Annotated in this window: 13 protein-coding genes and 1 pseudogene; 8 read left to right on the forward strand and 6 right to left on the reverse strand. The window is 67.9% G+C overall.

Annotation, left to right across the window (positions count from 1 at the left end; genetic code table 11):
• Positions 1–215: 215 nt before the first annotated feature.
• Positions 216–1,151: a carbohydrate kinase family protein gene (locus BKA25_RS05440; RefSeq protein WP_069851628.1), complete on the forward strand. Its 936-nt coding sequence runs from the start codon at positions 216–218 to the stop codon at positions 1,149–1,151.
• Between the two features lie 105 nt (positions 1,152–1,256).
• Here the strand turns inward: BKA25_RS05440 and asnB are convergent, their stop codons facing one another.
• Positions 1,257–3,185, reverse strand: a complete 1,929-nt coding sequence (gene asnB / locus BKA25_RS05445; RefSeq protein ID WP_069851626.1) for an asparagine synthase (glutamine-hydrolyzing) — start codon at positions 3,183–3,185, stop codon at positions 1,257–1,259.
• 216 nt (positions 3,186–3,401) lie between these two features.
• Between asnB and ctaC the strand changes: the two genes are divergently transcribed.
• Together ctaC and BKA25_RS05455 are read left to right on the forward strand one after the other, a co-directional pair.
• Positions 3,402–4,319: an aa3-type cytochrome oxidase subunit II gene (gene ctaC, locus BKA25_RS05450; RefSeq protein ID WP_069851625.1), complete on the forward strand. Its 918-nt coding sequence runs from the start codon at positions 3,402–3,404 to the stop codon at positions 4,317–4,319.
• Positions 4,320–4,359: 40 nt separating this feature from the next.
• Positions 4,360–4,758: a cytochrome c oxidase subunit 4 gene (locus BKA25_RS05455; protein ID WP_069851623.1), complete on the forward strand. Its 399-nt coding sequence runs from the start codon at positions 4,360–4,362 to the stop codon at positions 4,756–4,758.
• Positions 4,759–5,033: 275 nt separating this feature from the next.
• On the opposite strand, the gene trpD is transcribed toward BKA25_RS05455, so the two are convergent.
• From trpD to BKA25_RS27145, 3 genes and pseudogenes are all read right to left on the reverse strand, one after another.
• Positions 5,034–6,104, reverse strand: coding sequence for an anthranilate phosphoribosyltransferase (gene trpD, locus BKA25_RS05460; RefSeq protein ID WP_069851621.1), 1,071 nt, complete (start codon positions 6,102–6,104; stop codon positions 5,034–5,036).
• Positions 6,105–6,118: 14 nt separating this feature from the next.
• Positions 6,119–6,532 carry a hypothetical protein gene (locus BKA25_RS05465; RefSeq protein WP_069851619.1) on the reverse strand — a complete coding sequence of 138 codons (414 nt, stop codon included), beginning with the start codon at positions 6,530–6,532 and terminating at the stop codon, positions 6,119–6,121.
• Positions 6,529–6,729: pseudogene (locus tag BKA25_RS27145) on the reverse strand (hypothetical protein); the annotation flags it as partial. The gene BKA25_RS05465 and the pseudogene BKA25_RS27145, both read right to left, overlap by 4 nt.
• Before the next feature lie 582 nt (positions 6,730–7,311).
• Between BKA25_RS27145 and ctaE the strand changes: the two are divergent.
• The 4 genes from ctaE to qcrB are packed head-to-tail and all read left to right on the forward strand — an operon-like array spanning position 7,312 to position 11,589.
• Positions 7,312–7,926 (forward strand): aa3-type cytochrome oxidase subunit III, encoded by a 615-nt coding sequence (gene ctaE / locus BKA25_RS05475; protein ID WP_069853999.1) that lies wholly within the window; start codon positions 7,312–7,314, stop codon positions 7,924–7,926.
• Between the two features lie 50 nt (positions 7,927–7,976).
• Complete coding sequence (gene qcrC / locus BKA25_RS05480; protein WP_069851615.1) at positions 7,977–8,786, forward strand: cytochrome bc1 complex diheme cytochrome c subunit; 810 nt, start codon at positions 7,977–7,979, stop codon at positions 8,784–8,786.
• A complete protein-coding gene (qcrA, locus tag BKA25_RS05485) occupies positions 8,783–9,907 on the forward strand; it encodes a cytochrome bc1 complex Rieske iron-sulfur subunit (RefSeq protein WP_069851613.1) in 1,125 nt (374 codons plus the stop codon). Before qcrC ends, qcrA begins: the two co-directional genes overlap by 4 nt.
• Complete coding sequence (qcrB, locus tag BKA25_RS05490) at positions 9,904–11,589, forward strand: cytochrome bc1 complex cytochrome b subunit (RefSeq protein WP_069851611.1); 1,686 nt, start codon at positions 9,904–9,906, stop codon at positions 11,587–11,589. Before qcrA ends, qcrB begins: the two co-directional genes overlap by 4 nt.
• Before the next feature lie 107 nt (positions 11,590–11,696).
• On the opposite strand, the gene BKA25_RS05495 is transcribed toward qcrB, so the two are convergent.
• Positions 11,697–11,984: an Lrp/AsnC family transcriptional regulator gene (locus BKA25_RS05495; RefSeq protein ID WP_069851609.1), complete on the reverse strand. Its 288-nt coding sequence runs from the start codon at positions 11,982–11,984 to the stop codon at positions 11,697–11,699.
• A 123-nt stretch (positions 11,985–12,107) separates the two neighbouring features.
• A complete protein-coding gene (locus BKA25_RS05500) occupies positions 12,108–13,829 on the reverse strand; it encodes a DEDD exonuclease domain-containing protein (protein ID WP_069851608.1) in 1,722 nt (573 codons plus the stop codon).
• A gap of 96 nt (positions 13,830–13,925) precedes the next feature.
• Here BKA25_RS05500 and BKA25_RS05505 point away from each other — a divergent pair, with 96 nt between their 5' ends.
• Positions 13,926–15,581, forward strand: coding sequence for an NYN domain-containing protein (locus tag BKA25_RS05505; RefSeq protein ID WP_157421230.1), 1,656 nt, complete (start codon positions 13,926–13,928; stop codon positions 15,579–15,581).
• Positions 15,582–16,029: the final 448 nt, after the last annotated feature.

Raw genomic sequence — 16,029 nt, forward strand, 5'->3', positions numbered from 1 at the left:
TTGAGCAGGCCCGGTGGCGCGGCTCCCACCAGCGGTTCTTCCTCCTCGCGGCGACCGAGGTCCCGCCCCTCGATCACATGACAGGGTGAATCTCCCCGGTGACGTCCCTCGGGTCCGAGCTGCCGGGGAGTTTCGACCGTGCGGGCCCGCGAACCTGATCGGGGTGTACGGACGTGCCTGTTGCCGTGACGGGAAGTATCGCTACGGACCACCTGATGCGTTTTCCAGGGCGGTTCGCCGAACAGCTGTTGACCGAGCAGCTCGACCGCGTCTCGCTGAGCTTCCTCGTCGACGAGCTGGAGATCCGACGCGGGGGCATCGGCGCGAACGTCGCCTTCGCCATGGGGGTGCTGGGCGCGAGACCGCTGTTGATCGGCGCCGTGGGGCCCGACTTCGTCGAGTACCGCTCCTGGCTCCAGCGACACGGGGTCGACTGCTCCGGAGTCCACGTCTCCGAGCTGGCGCACACCGCCCGGTTCGTGTGCACCACCGATCAGGACATGTGTCAGATCGCCTCCTTCTACGCGGGGGCGATGGCCGAGGCACGCTCGATCGAACTCGGGCCGATCACCGAGTCCGTCGATGGCGTCGAGCTGGTGTTGATCAGCCCGAACGACCCGGAGGCGATGCTTCGCCACACTCGGGAGTGCAGGCACCTCGGTCTGCCCTTCGCCGCCGACCCATCGCAGCAACTGGCCAGGATGGACGGTGCGCAGACGCGGGAGCTGATCGACGGTGCCCGCTACCTGTTCTCCAACGACTACGAGTGGAGTCTGCTGCTGCAGAAGTCCGGCTGGAGCGAGCGGGAGGTCTTATCCAGGCTGGGGATGCGGATCACCACCCTGGGCGAGAAGGGCGTCGAGATCATCGGGCAGGACATCGAACCGCTGCAGATCGCCGCGGTTCCCGAGACCGCGAAGGTCGAACCGACCGGTCTCGGCGATGGCTTCCGAGCCGGTTTCCTGGCCGCCCGGTCCGAGGGGCTCGGCGTGGAACGCGCCGCCCAACTCGGCTCGCTGATCGCCGTGCACGTGTTGGAGACGATCGGCACCCAGGAATGGCGGCTGGACCCGAGCGAGGCCGTGGCACGTATCGACGGGGCCTACGGACCGGAGGCGGCGGCCGAGCTGGCCGAACTGCTGCACCGCTGATCACGGCCGGTTTTCCCCGTACGCCGACGGCCCACCACGATGTCGAACATCGATGGTGGGCCGTCGGTCCTCAGCGCCGCCGGGTCGGACCCGGCCTGCCGCCGATCAGAGCTTCACGGGGTAGTGCGGCTCCGGGATCCTCGGGTTGATCCGGTTCTCGATGAAGATGCCGTGCCACAGCATGAACACCAGCAGCGCCCAGATCCGGCGGCTGTGGTCCAGCGTGCCCGCCTTGTGCTCCTCGAGTAGGACCAGCGCGGCGTTCTTGTCGATCAGCGAGCCGGTGTCGGAGCGCTGGATGATGTCCCTGGCCCAGCCGTACATCTCGTCCTTGAGCCAGAGCCGGATCGGCACCGGGAAGCCGAGCTTGCGCCGGTTGAGCACATGCGCGGGGACGACGTCGCGCAGCGCCTGCCGCAATGCGAACTTGGTCGTCTCCTTGGTGATCTTCTCCGACAGCGGGACCTGTGCGGCGACCTTGAAGACCTCGGTGTCCAGGAAGGGCACCCGCAGTTCCAGGGAGTTCGCCATCGTCATCTTGTCGGCCTTGACCAGGATGTCGCCGCGCAGCCAGGTGAACATGTCCACGTACTGCATCCGGGTCACCGGGTCCCAGCCCTCGGACTCCCGGTAGGCGCGGGCGGTGATGTCGGTGTGCGAGACAGCGGGGTCGAAGGTCTGCAACACGCGGCGCAGCTGGTCGTCCCGGAAGATCCTGGCGTTGCCGTAGTAGCGGTCCTCCAAGGACAGCGCACCACGGCGAAGCAGGTCCTTGCCGCGCACGCCGTCGGGGATCCGCGAGGAGACCTTGCCCATGATGCGGCGGATACCGCCGGGGACCTTGTCGAACGGGGCCAGCGACAGCGGCTCCCGGTAGATCGTGTAGCCGCCGAACAACTCGTCGGCACCCTCACCGGAGAGCACGACCTTGACGTGCTTGCGGGCCTCACGGGCGATGAACCACAGGGGCACCAACGCGGGGTCGGCTACCGGGTCGTCCAGGTACCAGACGATCAGCGGCAGGTGTTCCATCATCTCCTCGGCGGAGACGGTGCGGACCACGTGCTTGACCCCGAGGGCCGCGGCGGTCTCGGCAGCCACGTCGATCTCCGAGTAGCCCTGCCGCTCGAAGCCGGTGGTGAAGGTGATCAGGTCCGGGTTGTGCTCCTTGGCCAGCGCCGCGATGGCCGTCGAGTCGATGCCACCGGACAGGAACGCGCCGACGGTGACGTCGGCCCGCATGTGCTTGGACACCGAATCGCGCATCACGTCGGTGATGCCCTGATACAGCCGCGACTGCTCGGTGGGGCCGGAGACCGGGCGGGGAGCGAATGTCGGGGCGAAGTACCGCTGCATGACGGGCTGGCCGCCCGGCTCCACGGTGAACGAGGTGCCCGACTCGACCCGGCGGATGCCGTGGTGCAGCGTCGCGGGCTCCGGCACGTACTGCAGCGTCAGGTAGTACTGGAGTCCGCTGCGGTTCAGCGCGGGCTGTTGCCCGAGCGTCCCGGCCAGATCGAGCAGGCTCTTCTTCTCACTGGAGAACGCGACGCCGTGCGGGCCGATCGCGTAGAACAGCGGCTTGATGCCGAAGGGGTCGCGACCACCGAAGATCACCTGCTTCTCGGAGTCCCAGATCAGGAACGCGAACATGCCGCGCAGCCTGCCGATCATCGACGGGCCGAGGTAGTGGTAGGCCGCCACGATCGACTCGGTGTCGCCGTCGGTCACGAAGCGCGCGCCGTGCTGTGCGCCCAGCTCGGCGCGCAGCTCCAGATAGTTGTAGATCTCACCGTTGAAGATGATGGTGTACCGGTCCGGCGCCTCCGGCGGACCCCAGGTCAGCGGTTGATGTGAGTGCTCGACGTCGATGATCGACAATCTGTTGAAGCCGAAGACGGCCTCATCGCGTTGCCATGTCTCGGATTCGTCCGGCCCCCGATGCCGTTGGCACCCCAACGCCCTGCCTACGGAGGCGCGAGCCGCCATGGCGTCGTTCTGGGTCGGGCAGACCAGTCCCAATAGGCCACACACGCTTCTCGCGCACCTTCCGTTCCTGCTCGTTTTTCGGCTCCGGATCAGTATGACCCGGTACGGCCGTCGCGCCCCCGACTCACCCCAAAGCGGCCCACTACGAGTTGCTGGGCTACTCTTCCGCTCGGAATGCGGCGGCACGGCTGAAGTGTCGACCTCGGTGGCGCCGACATGGCGCTGGCGGGGCGGTGAGCCTGATCAAGGAGGCGTCGAGCAGTGGGCCAGAAGGCAACGCGGCTGGCGAAGCTGGGTGGATCGTTCGGCCTGGTAGCCCTGGCAACGACCGGCTGCTCCGCTAACGATGTTCTTCGCTTCGGTTGGCCGGAGGGTGTTACCCCCCAAGCCGACCGGATGCGTGAATTGTGGACCTGGTCGGTGATCGCGGCGCTCGCGGTCGGCGTGCTGGTCTGGGGCCTGATCCTGTGGTCGGTGGTGTTCCACCGCAAGCGCGGTGAGGAGATGCCTCGGCAGACGCAGTACAACGTCCCGTTGGAATTGGTCTACACGGTCATTCCACTGGTGATGGTCACCGTGCTGTTCTACTTCACAGCGACCACCCAGAACTATGTCCTGGCGCAGGAGGAGGATCCCGACGTCACCGTCGAAGTGGTCTCCTTCAAGTGGAACTGGGAGTTCCGCTACCAGGACGAGACCACCCCGGACGGCGATCCGGTGACGACGCTGGGCACCAGCGACGAGATCCCGCTGCTGGTACTCCCGACCGATCGGGTCATCCAGTACGAGCTGCGCTCCGAGGACGTCATCCACTCGTTCTTCGTCCCGGAGTTCCTCTTCAAGCGGGACACCTTCCCGCACCCGGAGAAGAACAACCAGGACAACATCTTCCAGAACGTCATCGACGAGCCCGGCGCCTTCGTCGGTCGGTGTGCCGAGCTGTGCGGTACCTACCACTCGATGATGAACTTCGAGGTGCGTGCGCTGCCCGGTGACCAGTACGACCAGTACATGGATCTGCGGGCGCAGGAGAACTCCACGACCGGTGAGCTCTACACGGCGTCCGAGGCACTGACCGAGATGGACTGCGGCGAGCTGTGCGCGCCGAAGGCGGTCACCACCTATCCGTTCGACACGGACCGCACCTCCCGCGAGGCCAACTCGCGCGAGCAGAACTGACTGCCGTAGGCCTGGTAGAGACACTGAGAGTGAGGACTCGATGAAGATCGAGGCGTGGATCTTCGAAGGCACGGCGCTGTTCGCCTTCATCGTCGCGGTCATCTACGGATTCTGGGCGGGCGAGCCGGTCGGTACGGTCGCACTCGCCCTGACCGGTGGGCTCGCCCTACTGGTGGGCACCTACTTCCGGTTCGTGTCCCGGCGGATGAAGGCTCGTCCCGAGGACGACCCGGAGGCCGAGATCAGCGACGGCGCGGGCGAGCTCGGCTTCTTCAGCCCGGGCAGCTACTGGCCCTTCGGGCTGGCGGCGAGCTGCGCGCTGGCCGGTCTGGCACTGGCGATGTTCCACATCTGGATGCTGATCGCCGCAGGCGCCGTCCTGCTGATCACGATCGGCGGGCTGCTGTTCGAGTACCACCGCGCTCCCGCCGGACACTGATCGACCAGCTCGACCACGCGATCTCACCATGAGCCCGTCCCCACTGGGGACGGGCTCATGGTCGTCTATAGGCAGATGTTCCGATCGAGGACGGCTTGGCTGTCGAACCGGAGCGGGATAGGCGCCCGCAGCCGCGGGTCGGAGCGACCGAGATTCCGTTGACGAGACAACACTCGAAGCGCGGTTACCGGGCCTGGGATCGCCGCTGGCGAGCTGGAACGCATCGAGGCCTGGGACAACACCGGAAGTCGGTTCCCGCCCGCAGGCCTCGATCGTCAGGACGTGAGTTGTTCGCGGATCTCCGTCGAACGGGTCACCCAGCGGCCCAGCAGCTCCGCTGCCGCGCCGGAGTCGATGACCTCGGCGGCGCGATCCAGGCCGGCCCGCAGCGTCTCGGTCAGATCACCGGGGAAACCATCGTGCGCGGCCAGTGCGCCTGCGGCGTTGAGCAGTACGGCATCCCGGACCGGGCCGGGCTTGCCCGCCACCAGCTCCTGCACGACCGCCATGTTCTGGTTGACGTCGCCGCCCCGCAGATCCTCGGCGGTCGCGGGCGCCAGTCCCAACGCTGCGGGGTCGATGACGACCTGCCGGACCGTCCCGTCGTGCACCACCCAGGCGGTGGAGGTCGTCGTGGTGGTCAGCTCGTCGAGTCCGTCGTCGCCGCGAACCACCAGCACCGACTGTCCACGGTCGGCGAAGACCTCGGCCAGCACCGGAGCCATCCGCTGGTCGGCACAACCGATCAGGCCCGCGTGCGGGCGGCCGGGATTGGTCAACGGACCGAGCAGGTTGTAGGCGGTGCGGATGCCGATCTCCCGACGAGGACCCGCCGTGACCCGCCACGCCGGGTGGAAGACCGGCGCGAAGCAGAACCCGATGCCCAGGTCCTCGATGCAGGTCCGCACGCCCTCCGGCGGCAGATCGATGACGACGCCGAGCGCCTCCAGCACGTCGGCGGTGCCGCAGCTCGACGAGGAGGCGCGGTTGCCGTGCTTGATCACCGGCACGCCTGCTGCTGCGACGACGATGGTCGTCATCGTGGAGATGTTCACGGTGTTGGCACGGTCGCCACCGGTGCCGACGATGTCGATCGCATCGATGTCGAGGTCGATCCGATGGGCGCGAGCCAGCATCACCTCGGCCATGCCACGGATCTCGTCGGGCGTCTCGCCCTTGGACCGCAGTCCCACGGCGAAACCGGCGATCTGGGCTGCGGTCGCCTGCCCGGTCATCACCTGGTCCATCGCCCAGGTGGCGGCCTCGATGCTGAGATCCTGCCCGGTGACCAGCTGCGTCAGCAGCGAAGCCCAGGTGTACGGAGTCTGTCCAGCGTGCTCGGGCATGCCGGGAATCCTTTTCAGCCGTTCGAGACGGAAATCCTGCTCATCGACCGCAGCACCTCTGCCACGGTCTCTGCGGCGGCCAGCGGGTCGAGCGGGTGCACCAGCACCGCGTCGGCCTGCGACCAGGTGGCGAGCCATCGGTCGTCCTTGCGGCGAACCGCGACGACGATCGGTGGGCAGTCGTCGATCTCGTTCTTGAGCTGGCGGGAGATGCCCATCCCACCGGTCGGCTGTGCCTCGCCGTCCAGGATCAGCAGGTCTGCCTGACCCTCGTCGACGATCGACAGCACCGAGGCGATGCCGTCGGCCTCGAGGTAGCGCACCCGGCCGACATCGGCGGCGGGCCTGCGTCCGACCGCGGTCATGATCGACTCACGGACCTCAGGGCGGTGGCTGAACACCAGGATGGTCGTGATGCTCGTGCTCATCTGCGCAGAACCCTTCGGCGACGTCGGTCGTTCGAGTCTTCAGATGCTAGCCGCCCGCCCTGGTCGATCTGAAGGGCATCCCATCCCAGGGCGTCACCGCCCAGCCGCTGGGCGAGGCCCGCCATCCGCGATCGGGCCTGCGCACAGTGCAGCGCATCCAGTCGTTGGACCCGCACCGCCTCGAAGGAGACCAGGTCCGGGGCCTCGGCCCGTCCGGAGCCGCGAGGTCGTCCGGTGGTGGCGGGTGTCACGCCGGGCGTCGGCCGCTGCGAGGTGGTGATCTCGGCCGCATCCGGGATGGCCTCGCTCGCGGAACCCGCCGGATCGGCTGCATCGGATGCGGGCTCGTCGGATTCCGCGTCGGTCGGCCCCGCCGGGGCATCCGTCGGCGCCGGATCCCGATCCGCCACCGCGTGCAGGGTCCAGTCCTCCTGCGCGAGGATGCGCGCGGCCTCCGCCGTGGCCTCGGCGGGCAGCAGCAGATGGTGGCGCAGTACGCAGGGCAGCTCGGGCGCCCACGCCGTCGACCTGGCCAGCGCCGAGGAATCGGCCTCGGCGGGATCGAAGGCCGTGACCACCACGACGAGCCGGGGATCGGTCGGATCCAGCTCCGGTTCCCGATCTCCACGACCTCGGCCAAGCAGTCGTCGCCACCACGGTGCTCGCTGATCGGACAGCGTCCTCACCACTCTCTTCTCGCCATGCCCGCGCGCGCGTTGGCACTGATCGCCGCGCCGGAGGAGGACCCGGCACGACATCCGGAGTTCTCGCAAGTAATAATGCGTCGCGTGACAACGGCATCGCCTCCCATCGCCCAGCGGGTGCATTCGCTGAACCGACCCAACATGGTCAGCGTCGGCACGATCGTGTGGTTGTCCAGCGAGCTCATGTTCTTCGCTGGACTCTTCGCGATGTTCTTCACGGTGAAGGCGCAGCACGACGGTCCAACGTGGCCGCCGGAACCCTCCGAGCTCAACCTCGGGTATGCGCTGCCCTTCACGATCATCCTCGTGGCGTCCTCGTGGACCTGCCAGCTCGGTGTGTTCGCTGCGGAACGAGGCGATGTCTTCGGCCTGCGGCGCTGGTACACCCTCACCCTGGTTCTCGGCACGATCTTCGTCGCCGGTCAGGCGGGTGAGTACTACACGCTGATCACGGCGCACGACACCACCATCTCGTCCTCGCCATTCGGCACCGTCTTCTACATGACGACCGGGTTCCACGGGTTGCACGTCATCGGCGGTCTCATCGCGTTCGTGTTCCTGCTCATGCGCACCAAGATGAGCAAGTTCACGCCCGCCCAGGCGACCTCGGCGATCGTCGTGTCCTATTACTGGCACTTCGTCGACATCGTGTGGATCGGGCTCTTCGCCGTCATCTACCTGGTCCCTTGACGCCGATCGACTAGAAGCCGGAACTCGACAGCAAGGGTTGTGCAGCACACATGACCACCACTGAAAAGCCGCGGAGCACCTTCCGCTCCAAGCTCCGCAGGCGGATCTCGGGCGTGCTGGCGCTGGGTGTGGCACTGGCGGCAGCAGGCGCGCTCTACACCGCCTTCATGCCCAAGCCGCACGTTGCGCAGGCCGCAGAACAGGCCGAACTGGCTCAGCAGGGCGAGGATCTCTACAACACCGCCTGCATCAGCTGCCATGGTTCGAACCTCGAGGGTGTCCAGGACCGAGGACCGAGCCTGATCGGCGTCGGCGAGGCGTCCGTGCACTTCCAGGTCTCGACGGGCCGGATGCCGATGGTTCGCCAGGAAGCCCAGGCGCTGCGCAAGCCCTCGATGTACAGCTCCGAGGAGATCGAGGCGCTGGGGGCCTACATCCAGGCCAACGGCGGCGGGCCGGAGACTCCCGAGGCACGCGGCGCCGACCTGCGGGGTGACAACCCCGCGCGCGGCGGTGAGCTGTTCCGGCTCAACTGCGCGTCCTGCCACAACTTCACCGGTCGGGGCGGCGCGCTGTCCTCCGGCAAGTTCGCGCCGAACCTCGACGGGGTCAGCGAGGAAGAGATCTACACCGCGATGCAGACCGGCCCGCAGAACATGCCGGTGTTCTCCGATCGGCAGCTGACGCCGACGGAGAAGGAGGACATCATCGCCTACGTCAAGTCCGTCACCGACGGCAACAACAACCCGGGCGGACTGGCGCTCGGCGGGTTCGGTCCCGCCGTCGAGGGTGTCGTCGTCTTCGTGGTCGGGATTGCGGCGCTCATCGGCGTCTCCCTCTGGATCGGAGCCAAGCAATGAGCGACCCGGGCAAGGGCGTCCCCAGCGACGCCGAGCTCGCGGAGATGAGCCGGGACGAACTCGTTCGTCTCGGTACCGAGCTGGACGACGTCGAGCTCGTCAAGTACCGGGACCGGTTCCCCGTCGAGGGCACGCGGGCCGAGAAGCGAGCCGAGCGCCAGGTGGCGATGTGGTTCGTGCTGGCGGGTCTGTCGGGCCTGGCCTTCCTCGGCCTCTACCTGTTCTGGCCGAACGAGTACCGCAGCCCCTTCGCGGACGACCACTTCATCTACGCGCTGTACACGCCGCTGATCGGAGCCAGCCTCGGACTGTCGGTGCTGTCGATCGGTATCGGCGTCATCGCCTACGCCAAGAAGTTCGTCCCCGAGGAGGAGGCCGTCCAGCAGCGACACGAGGGCGGCTCCGCAGCGGTGGACAACAAGACGACCGCCGCTCTGCTGGCCGACGCGGGCAACCGCAGCGGCATCGCTCGTCGGTCCATGATCAAGCGCTCGGCCGGCTTCGGCGCCGGTGTCTTCGGTCTGGGTGTCGGCGTCTTCGCCCTGGGTGGCCTGGTCAAGAACCCATGGGCCGAGGGTGAGACGCCGAACTCGCTGTGGCACACCGGTTGGATGCACCAGGGCGACGAGAAGGTCTACCTGCGCAGGGACACCGGCGACCCCGGCGAGGTCTCGCTGGTCCGCCCGGAGGACATCAAGGCCGGTGGCTTCGAGACCGTCTTCCCGTTCCGCGAGTCCGAGCGCGGTGACCACGACGCGCTGTACTACGCGCTGCGTCGGTCCGACAACCCCGTGATGCTCATCCGGCTTCGCCCGGGTTCGGAGCCGGTCAAGCGCAAGGGGCAGGAGGACTTCAACTACGGCGACTACTACGCCTACTCGAAGATCTGCACCCACCTCGGCTGCCCGACCTCGCTGTTCGAGCAGCAGACGGGGCGCCTGCTCTGCCCGTGCCATCAGTCGCAGTTCGACGTGGTGAACACCTACGCCAAGCCTGTCTTCGGTCCGGCTACGCGGTCGTTGCCGCAGCTGCCGATCGACATCGACGAAGAGGGCTACCTGGTGGCGCGAAGCGACTTCATCGAGGCCGTGGGCCCTGGCTTCTGGGAGCGTAAGTCATGAGCTCGATCACCACGCCGACGAAGCCGAAGAGCTTCGGGGTGCGTGCGGCGGGAGCGGCCGCGACCTGGACCGATGACCGATTCCACATGTCCAGGGGAATCCGCAAGCAGCTCAACAAGGTCTTCCCGACGCACTGGTCCTTCATGCTCGGTGAGATCGCGCTGTACTCCTTCATCGTATTGCTGCTCACCGGCACCTACCTGGCGCTGTTCTTCGACCCGTCGATGGCGCACGTCGAGTACCAGGGCTCGCTGGAGAACATGCGGGGCATCGAGATGTCCCGGGCCTACGCGTCCGCGTTGGACATCTCCTTCGAGGTGCGCGGCGGTCTGTTCGCCCGCCAGGTGCACCACTGGGCGGCACTGCTGTTCATGGCGGCGATCGTCGTCCACATGCTGCGGGTGTTCTTCACCGGTGCGTTCCGCAAGCCCCGTGAGATCAACTGGGTCATCGGCATCCTGCTGTTCATCATGGGCTTCTTCGAGGGCCTGACCGGCTACTCGCTGCCGGACGACCTGCTCTCGGGTACCGGCCTGCGGATCGTCTCCGGCATCACGATGTCGATCCCGGTGATCGGTACCTGGGCGAACTGGGCGATCTTCGGCGGGGAGTACCCCGGTACCGAGATCATCCCGAGGTTCTACACGCTGCACATCCTGTTGCTGCCCGCGTTGATCCTGGGTCTGATCGCGGTGCACCTCGGTCTGGTCTGGTACCAGAAGCACACCCAGTTCCCCGGCGTGGGCCGCAAGGAGAACAACGTCGTCGGCGTCCGGATCATGCCGGTCTTCGCCCTGAAGGCGGGTGGCTTCTTCGCCGTCGTCGCCGGTGTGCTGGCGATCATGGGCGGCATCTTCCAGATCAACGCGATCTGGAACATCGGCCCGTACAACGCCTCGCAGATCAGCGCGGGCTCGCAGCCCGACTGGTATGTGATCTGGCTGGACGGCATGACCCGGATCTGGCCGTCCTGGGAGCTGTATCTGGGTAACTACCTGGTACCGGCCACGTTCTTCCCAGCGGTACTGGGCATGGGGTTGATCTTCACGATCGCGGGTGCCTATCCGTGGATCGAGAAGAAGTTCACCAAGGACGACGCGTACCACAACCTGTTGCAGCGTCCGAGGGACGTCCCGGTGCGGACCAGCCTCGGTGCCATGGCGTTGACGTTCTTCATGATCCTGATGATCACCGGAGCCAACGACATCATCGCGGAGCAGTTCAACATCTCGCTGAACGCGATGACCTGGTTCGGCAGGTTGGGTGTGCTGTTGCTGCCCCCGATCGCCTACTTCATCACCTACCGGATCTGTATCGGCCTGCAACGCGCCGACCGCGAGGTGCTGGAGCACGGCGTGGAGACCGGCGTGATCAAGCGGCTGCCGCACGGCGAGTTCATCGAGGTCCACCAGCCGCTCGGCGGCGTGGACGAGCACGGCCACGCGATCCCGCTGGAGTACCAGGGTGCTGCGGTGCCGAAGCGGATGAACGAGCTCGGCTCGGCGGGCCGTCCGGTGCGGGGCTCGCTGCTCACGCCCGACCCGGCCGACGAGACGGCGGCGATCGTCAAGGCGGAGCACGAGAATCGGAACCTGCTCGACTCGGACGAGGACTCCACCTCGCAGCCCGAGCCGAAGCCGGTCGAGGGCTCGGACGACGCCAAGGGCGACAAGAAGGACTGAACGAACACGCAGGCGGGGCCCGGAACCAGTTGGTTCCGGGCCCCGCCTCGTTGTGTCCTGGTCCGACTCGCCCGGCTCCGGTTCACGTTCGGGCGCAGGCGACGGGCCTACTGCGCCTCGTCGCCGCCGATGGAGAACGCCTCTTCGGTGTCGCGGCGGGAGTACGAGCGGAACGCGATGTGGGTGTCGGTGGTCAGCACTCCGTCGACCTTGGCGATCCGGCCGGGGATCAGGTCGGCGAGGTCGGCGTGATCGGCGACGCGGACGAGGACGACGAGGTCGACCTCGCCTGCACAGGAGTACACCTCGTTGACGCCCTCGATGTCGGCGATCTCCTGGGCTGCCTCCGGAATGCGGTCGGCGACTGCGTTGACGAGCACGAACGCGGTGATCACGAGGGAACCTCCCGATGGCCTGCGGAAACTCTCGCGATGGTATCGAGGCTCGGCCGAGCGGGACCCACCCGGCCACCGGGCCCGCCTGCAGGCTGACCGAGCTCGCCACCGTCGTCGGGCGCCTCAGTCCGCCGCCGCGTAGCCCGCCCGGCCCGCGTCGGCCTTGGCGACCCAGCGTTGCCAGCTGCCCGCGCCGCCCGCGGGTTCGGCCCAGAGCACGTCGGAGTCGACCAGTCGGGTGCCGCCGGTGGTGAGCCAGCGACGGATCACGGTGATCTCGTCCGCGGTCGCCCCGCGCAGCGGCCCCGGTTCGCAGAGCACGGTCTCCGCGCTCGCCCGGAGCATCTCCACCACCGGCATCGGCGGCACCCCGCGTCGGGCGGTGCCCGCCGAGGCCAACCGGCCGTGCCGGATCACCGCCAGGTGCCAGCCGCCCGCACCGTCCGGTCGGGCCGCGACGAGTTCGCCGACGGCCGCCAGCGCCGCGAGCCGCTGGCCTCGGTCCAACGCCCGAACGAGGGTGGCCAGCCGGTCGCGCCTGCGGGCCGCATCCTCGAACCTCTGCCGCTCGGACAACTCGGCGAGCTGATCCCCGAGGCGGTCCAACACCGTGGTGCGGGTACCCGCGAACAGGTCGGCCACGTCGATCACCGCGGGCGCGTACTCCGCGACGCTCTGCCTGCCTGCACACGGCGCCGCGCACCGGCCGATCTCGGCGAGCGTGCACGGCCTGCCCTTGGGGTCCCGGGCGGGAATGCGTTCCACGCAACGACGTACCTCGCTGCCGTCGTGCAGGCTCTCCACCGCTTCCTCGGCGGCCCGTTTGGATCGGAAGGGGCCCATCGCCTCGTCTCGGGGTTTGCGTACCACCGACAGGCGGGGGAAGGCCTCGTCGGTCAGCACGATCCACCAGGCGCGATGTGGCGTGGTGGACCGGCGGTTGTACCGGGGGCGGTGGGCGGCCAGCAAGCGCAGTTCGCGAACCTCGGCCTCCAGGGAGTGCGCGCACTCCACGACGTCGACCCGTTCGGCGATCGCGACCATCTCCCGGACCCGGGCGCGACTCTCGCTCGCGGTGAAGTACTGCCGCACCCGGCGGCGCAGATCGACGGCGGTGCCCACGTAGAGCACCTCCTCGCGGGGTCCCCGGAACAGGTACACGCCGGGGGCATGCGGCAGATCGGCGGCCAGCTCCCGCTTTCGGCGTTGCGCCGAGGTCACCTCGGGCAGGTAGTCCAGCAGCTCCTCCAGGGACTGGACGCCGACGCCGCCGACTCGTTCGAGCAGTCCATGCAGGACGTTCACCGTGGCCCGTGCATCGGCGAGCGCCCGGTGACTGGGGGTCGTGTCGGAGCGGAAGAGCCGCGCGAGGGTGCCGAGTTTGACGTTCGGGGCCTCGTCTCGGCTGAGGATCCGGCGGGCCAGCCGGACGGTGCAGAGCACCGTCGGCCGGGGCCAGGGGCGTTCGAGGGCCTCGGCGGCGGAGCGCAGGAATCCGACGTCGAAGGGCGCGTTGTGCGCCACCAGCACACAACCGGCGGCGAACTCCAGGAAGGCGGGCAGGACCGAGTCGATCCGGGGCGCCTCGGTGACCATCGCATCGGTGATCCCGGTGAGCGACATGATCATCGGCGGGATGCCTCGACCGGGGTTGACCAGCGTGCCGAACTCGCCGATCACCTGGCCGCCGCGCACCTTGACCGCACCGATCTCGGTGATGGCGTCACCCCGGTTGCTGCCGCCGGTGGTCTCCAGGTCGACGACGACGAAGGTGACGTCGCGCAGCGGCGTTCCGAGTTCGTCGAACGTCAGCTGCCGATCCGGGAGTCCTGCCACGTCGGTCATCGGCTGGCAGGCTAATCGGATGGTCGGACATGACATCGACGGCTCCTCGGTAGTGAGGGATTGGGTGCGCAGCGTCGCCACCTCTAACCTGACGGGATGCCGAAGTTGAGTGCACGGGCCGGTTCTGACGAGCCGGTTTCCTCCGCCGAGCAGCCCGCCCCGGGTTCCTCGGCGAGCGACGTCGGCGCGGATCCCCCCGACACCTCCGAGTCGGGTGACACCACGGGCCTACGTGCCCGAGCCGAATCGGCCGACCCGAACGAGTCCTCGGCGGCCGCGGAGACGCCCGGCCAGACCGATCCTCCGTCGCCGGGCGAGCCGGGGCCCCCGCAGCCGCCTGCCGCGCCACCGCCGCCCGCTGCGCCGGAACCCCCGGTGCCACTCGCCGCACCGGAACCGTCTGCGGAATCGGATGCGACTGGCGACTCGTCCGTCGTCGACGAGCAGCAGGCGAGCGAGCGGGCGCAACCGGACTGGGACGGGTTCCCGGATGTCCTTCGTGGACGTCTCGCCGAACTCGCCGCGAGTGCGCTGGGCGAGATGAAGCCGCTGGAGATCCCCCGGCCCCTGCGGCCGGTCGCGAAGTTCACCCCCGCCAAGCGGGCCAGGCTCGGCCGGGCGCCGTTGTTGGCCGAGCTGCGCTCCTCGACGGCGTTCCGGACGGCGGTGTTGCGTTGGGCGGATCGGAATCGGCCCGCAGCGGTGGACGTCGATGCGCAGGACCCGATCGTTCGGGCGGTGGCCTCGGTGTTGGCGGCCGACGAGTCGGCCGCCGAACGCGTCGGTGCGGTGTCGAGGCAGGCGGAGGACAGCCGGTTGCGCGCGGAGCGGGACGCGGCGCTGGCCCAGGTGCAGCGGTTGACCGAGGAACTGGAGCAGCTGCGGTCGGAGAACGGCGCGGTGCGGGCTGCGGTGGAGCAGGCGCGGGCCGAGTCGGAGGAGGACCTGGAGAAGTTGCGTCGCAGGCTGCGCGAACAGGGCGTGCGGGTGCGGGATGCCAAGGACGCCTCGGCTGCGGCGATCGCCGAGCTGGAACAGATCAGGGCCGCGTCCTCGGAGGCGGTACGCGAGTTGACCCTGCAGCGGGATCGGGAGCGCGATCGGGCGGATGCGGAGCGGGCCAGGGCGAAACGGGCGATGGCCGATGCCGAGTCGGCCCGGCAGTCGGCGCGGGAGGCCAGGCAGGCCGACGAGGTGCGGCTCTCCCTGCTGGTGGACACGCTCGACGGCGCGGTGCTCGGCCTACGGCGGGAACTGGCGATCGGCGGCGGAGGCGGTCCTCGGCCCGCCGATCTGGTGGGCGGAGCGAGCACCGGTCAGGTGATGGCGGGTCGGGTGGAGGATCCGGCGGCGCTGGATCGTCTGCTGGCCCTGCCGACCGTGCATCTGGTCGTGGACGGCTACAACGTGACCAAGACCGGTTATCCGGAGCTGACACTGGCCTCGCAACGGGAGCGACTCGCCGCGCAGTTGGGCGCCTTGGCGGCCCGGACCGGAGCCGAGGTCACCGTGGTCTTCGACGGTGCCGACGTGGTGTCGGTACCCGCGGTGGTCAGTCGGGGAACCCGGGTGTTGTTCAGTGATCCAGGCGTGCTGGCCGACGACGTGATCCGTGCGTTGGTGGCTGCGGAACCGGAGGGCAGACCGGTCGTGGTGGCGACCTCGGACCGTGCGGTCGCCGATTCGGTGCGACGCAGAGGCGCCCATCCGGTGCCCTCGGTGATATTGCTGGCCCGATTGTCACGAATCTGATCCAATAGGATCGCTGCCACTCGATGAGGTGATCGATCGCACAGTGTCTGTTTCTGTGCGTCTTCTGCTTACTGTTTGTTGTCCCGCCTGCCGGAACAGCAGGTCGGATGATCGTGAATAGAAGAACACTGCGTAATCGCAACTAACCCTTTCGGGACCTTGTGCACTCGTTCACAACTTTTCCTTCCGGACAGTGGACTCTGTAGCTCACTACTCGTAACCTATCCGAGACCTCGCGGCGGGCAGTCGTCTACAAGGGGCGGCACTGCGGGTCACCGCCGAATCGGCATGTCGGGGAGCCGAACCGGAATCAACACTTTCGGATCCGATCAAGGGATCAGTTCGTCGACAAGATCGGCGAGTTCCCGCTTCGATCAAGGTTCGACGGTAGGCGGTTGGAGAAGTACGAAGGAGTTGCTCGCGACGTGGCGTCGCATCGAATGAGAAG

Source organism: Actinoalloteichus hymeniacidonis (assembly GCF_014203365.1).
Lineage (GTDB): Bacteria > Actinomycetota > Actinomycetes > Mycobacteriales > Pseudonocardiaceae > Actinoalloteichus_A > Actinoalloteichus_A hymeniacidonis.

Excerpts from the sequence above, each read along its gene's own strand:
- BKA25_RS05440 (WP_069851628.1), top strand. The coding sequence starts at position 216 with ATGCGTTTTCCAGGGCGGTTCGCCGAACAGCTGTTGACCGAGCAGCTC.
- BKA25_RS05455 (WP_069851623.1), top strand. The coding sequence starts at position 4,360 with ATGAAGATCGAGGCGTGGATCTTCGAAGGCACGGCGCTGTTCGCCTTC.
- trpD (WP_069851621.1), bottom strand. The coding sequence starts at position 6,104 with ATGCCCGAGCACGCTGGACAGACTCCGTACACCTGGGCTTCGCTGCTG.
- BKA25_RS05465 (WP_069851619.1), bottom strand. The coding sequence starts at position 6,532 with ATGAGCACGAGCATCACGACCATCCTGGTGTTCAGCCACCGCCCTGAG.
- ctaE (WP_069853999.1), top strand. The coding sequence starts at position 7,312 with ATGCGTCGCGTGACAACGGCATCGCCTCCCATCGCCCAGCGGGTGCAT.
- qcrC (WP_069851615.1), top strand. The coding sequence starts at position 7,977 with ATGACCACCACTGAAAAGCCGCGGAGCACCTTCCGCTCCAAGCTCCGC.
- qcrA (WP_069851613.1), top strand. The coding sequence starts at position 8,783 with ATGAGCGACCCGGGCAAGGGCGTCCCCAGCGACGCCGAGCTCGCGGAG.
- qcrB (WP_069851611.1), top strand. The coding sequence starts at position 9,904 with ATGAGCTCGATCACCACGCCGACGAAGCCGAAGAGCTTCGGGGTGCGT.
- BKA25_RS05500 (WP_069851608.1), bottom strand. The coding sequence starts at position 13,829 with ATGACCGACGTGGCAGGACTCCCGGATCGGCAGCTGACGTTCGACGAA.
- BKA25_RS05505 (WP_157421230.1), top strand. The coding sequence starts at position 13,926 with ATGCCGAAGTTGAGTGCACGGGCCGGTTCTGACGAGCCGGTTTCCTCC.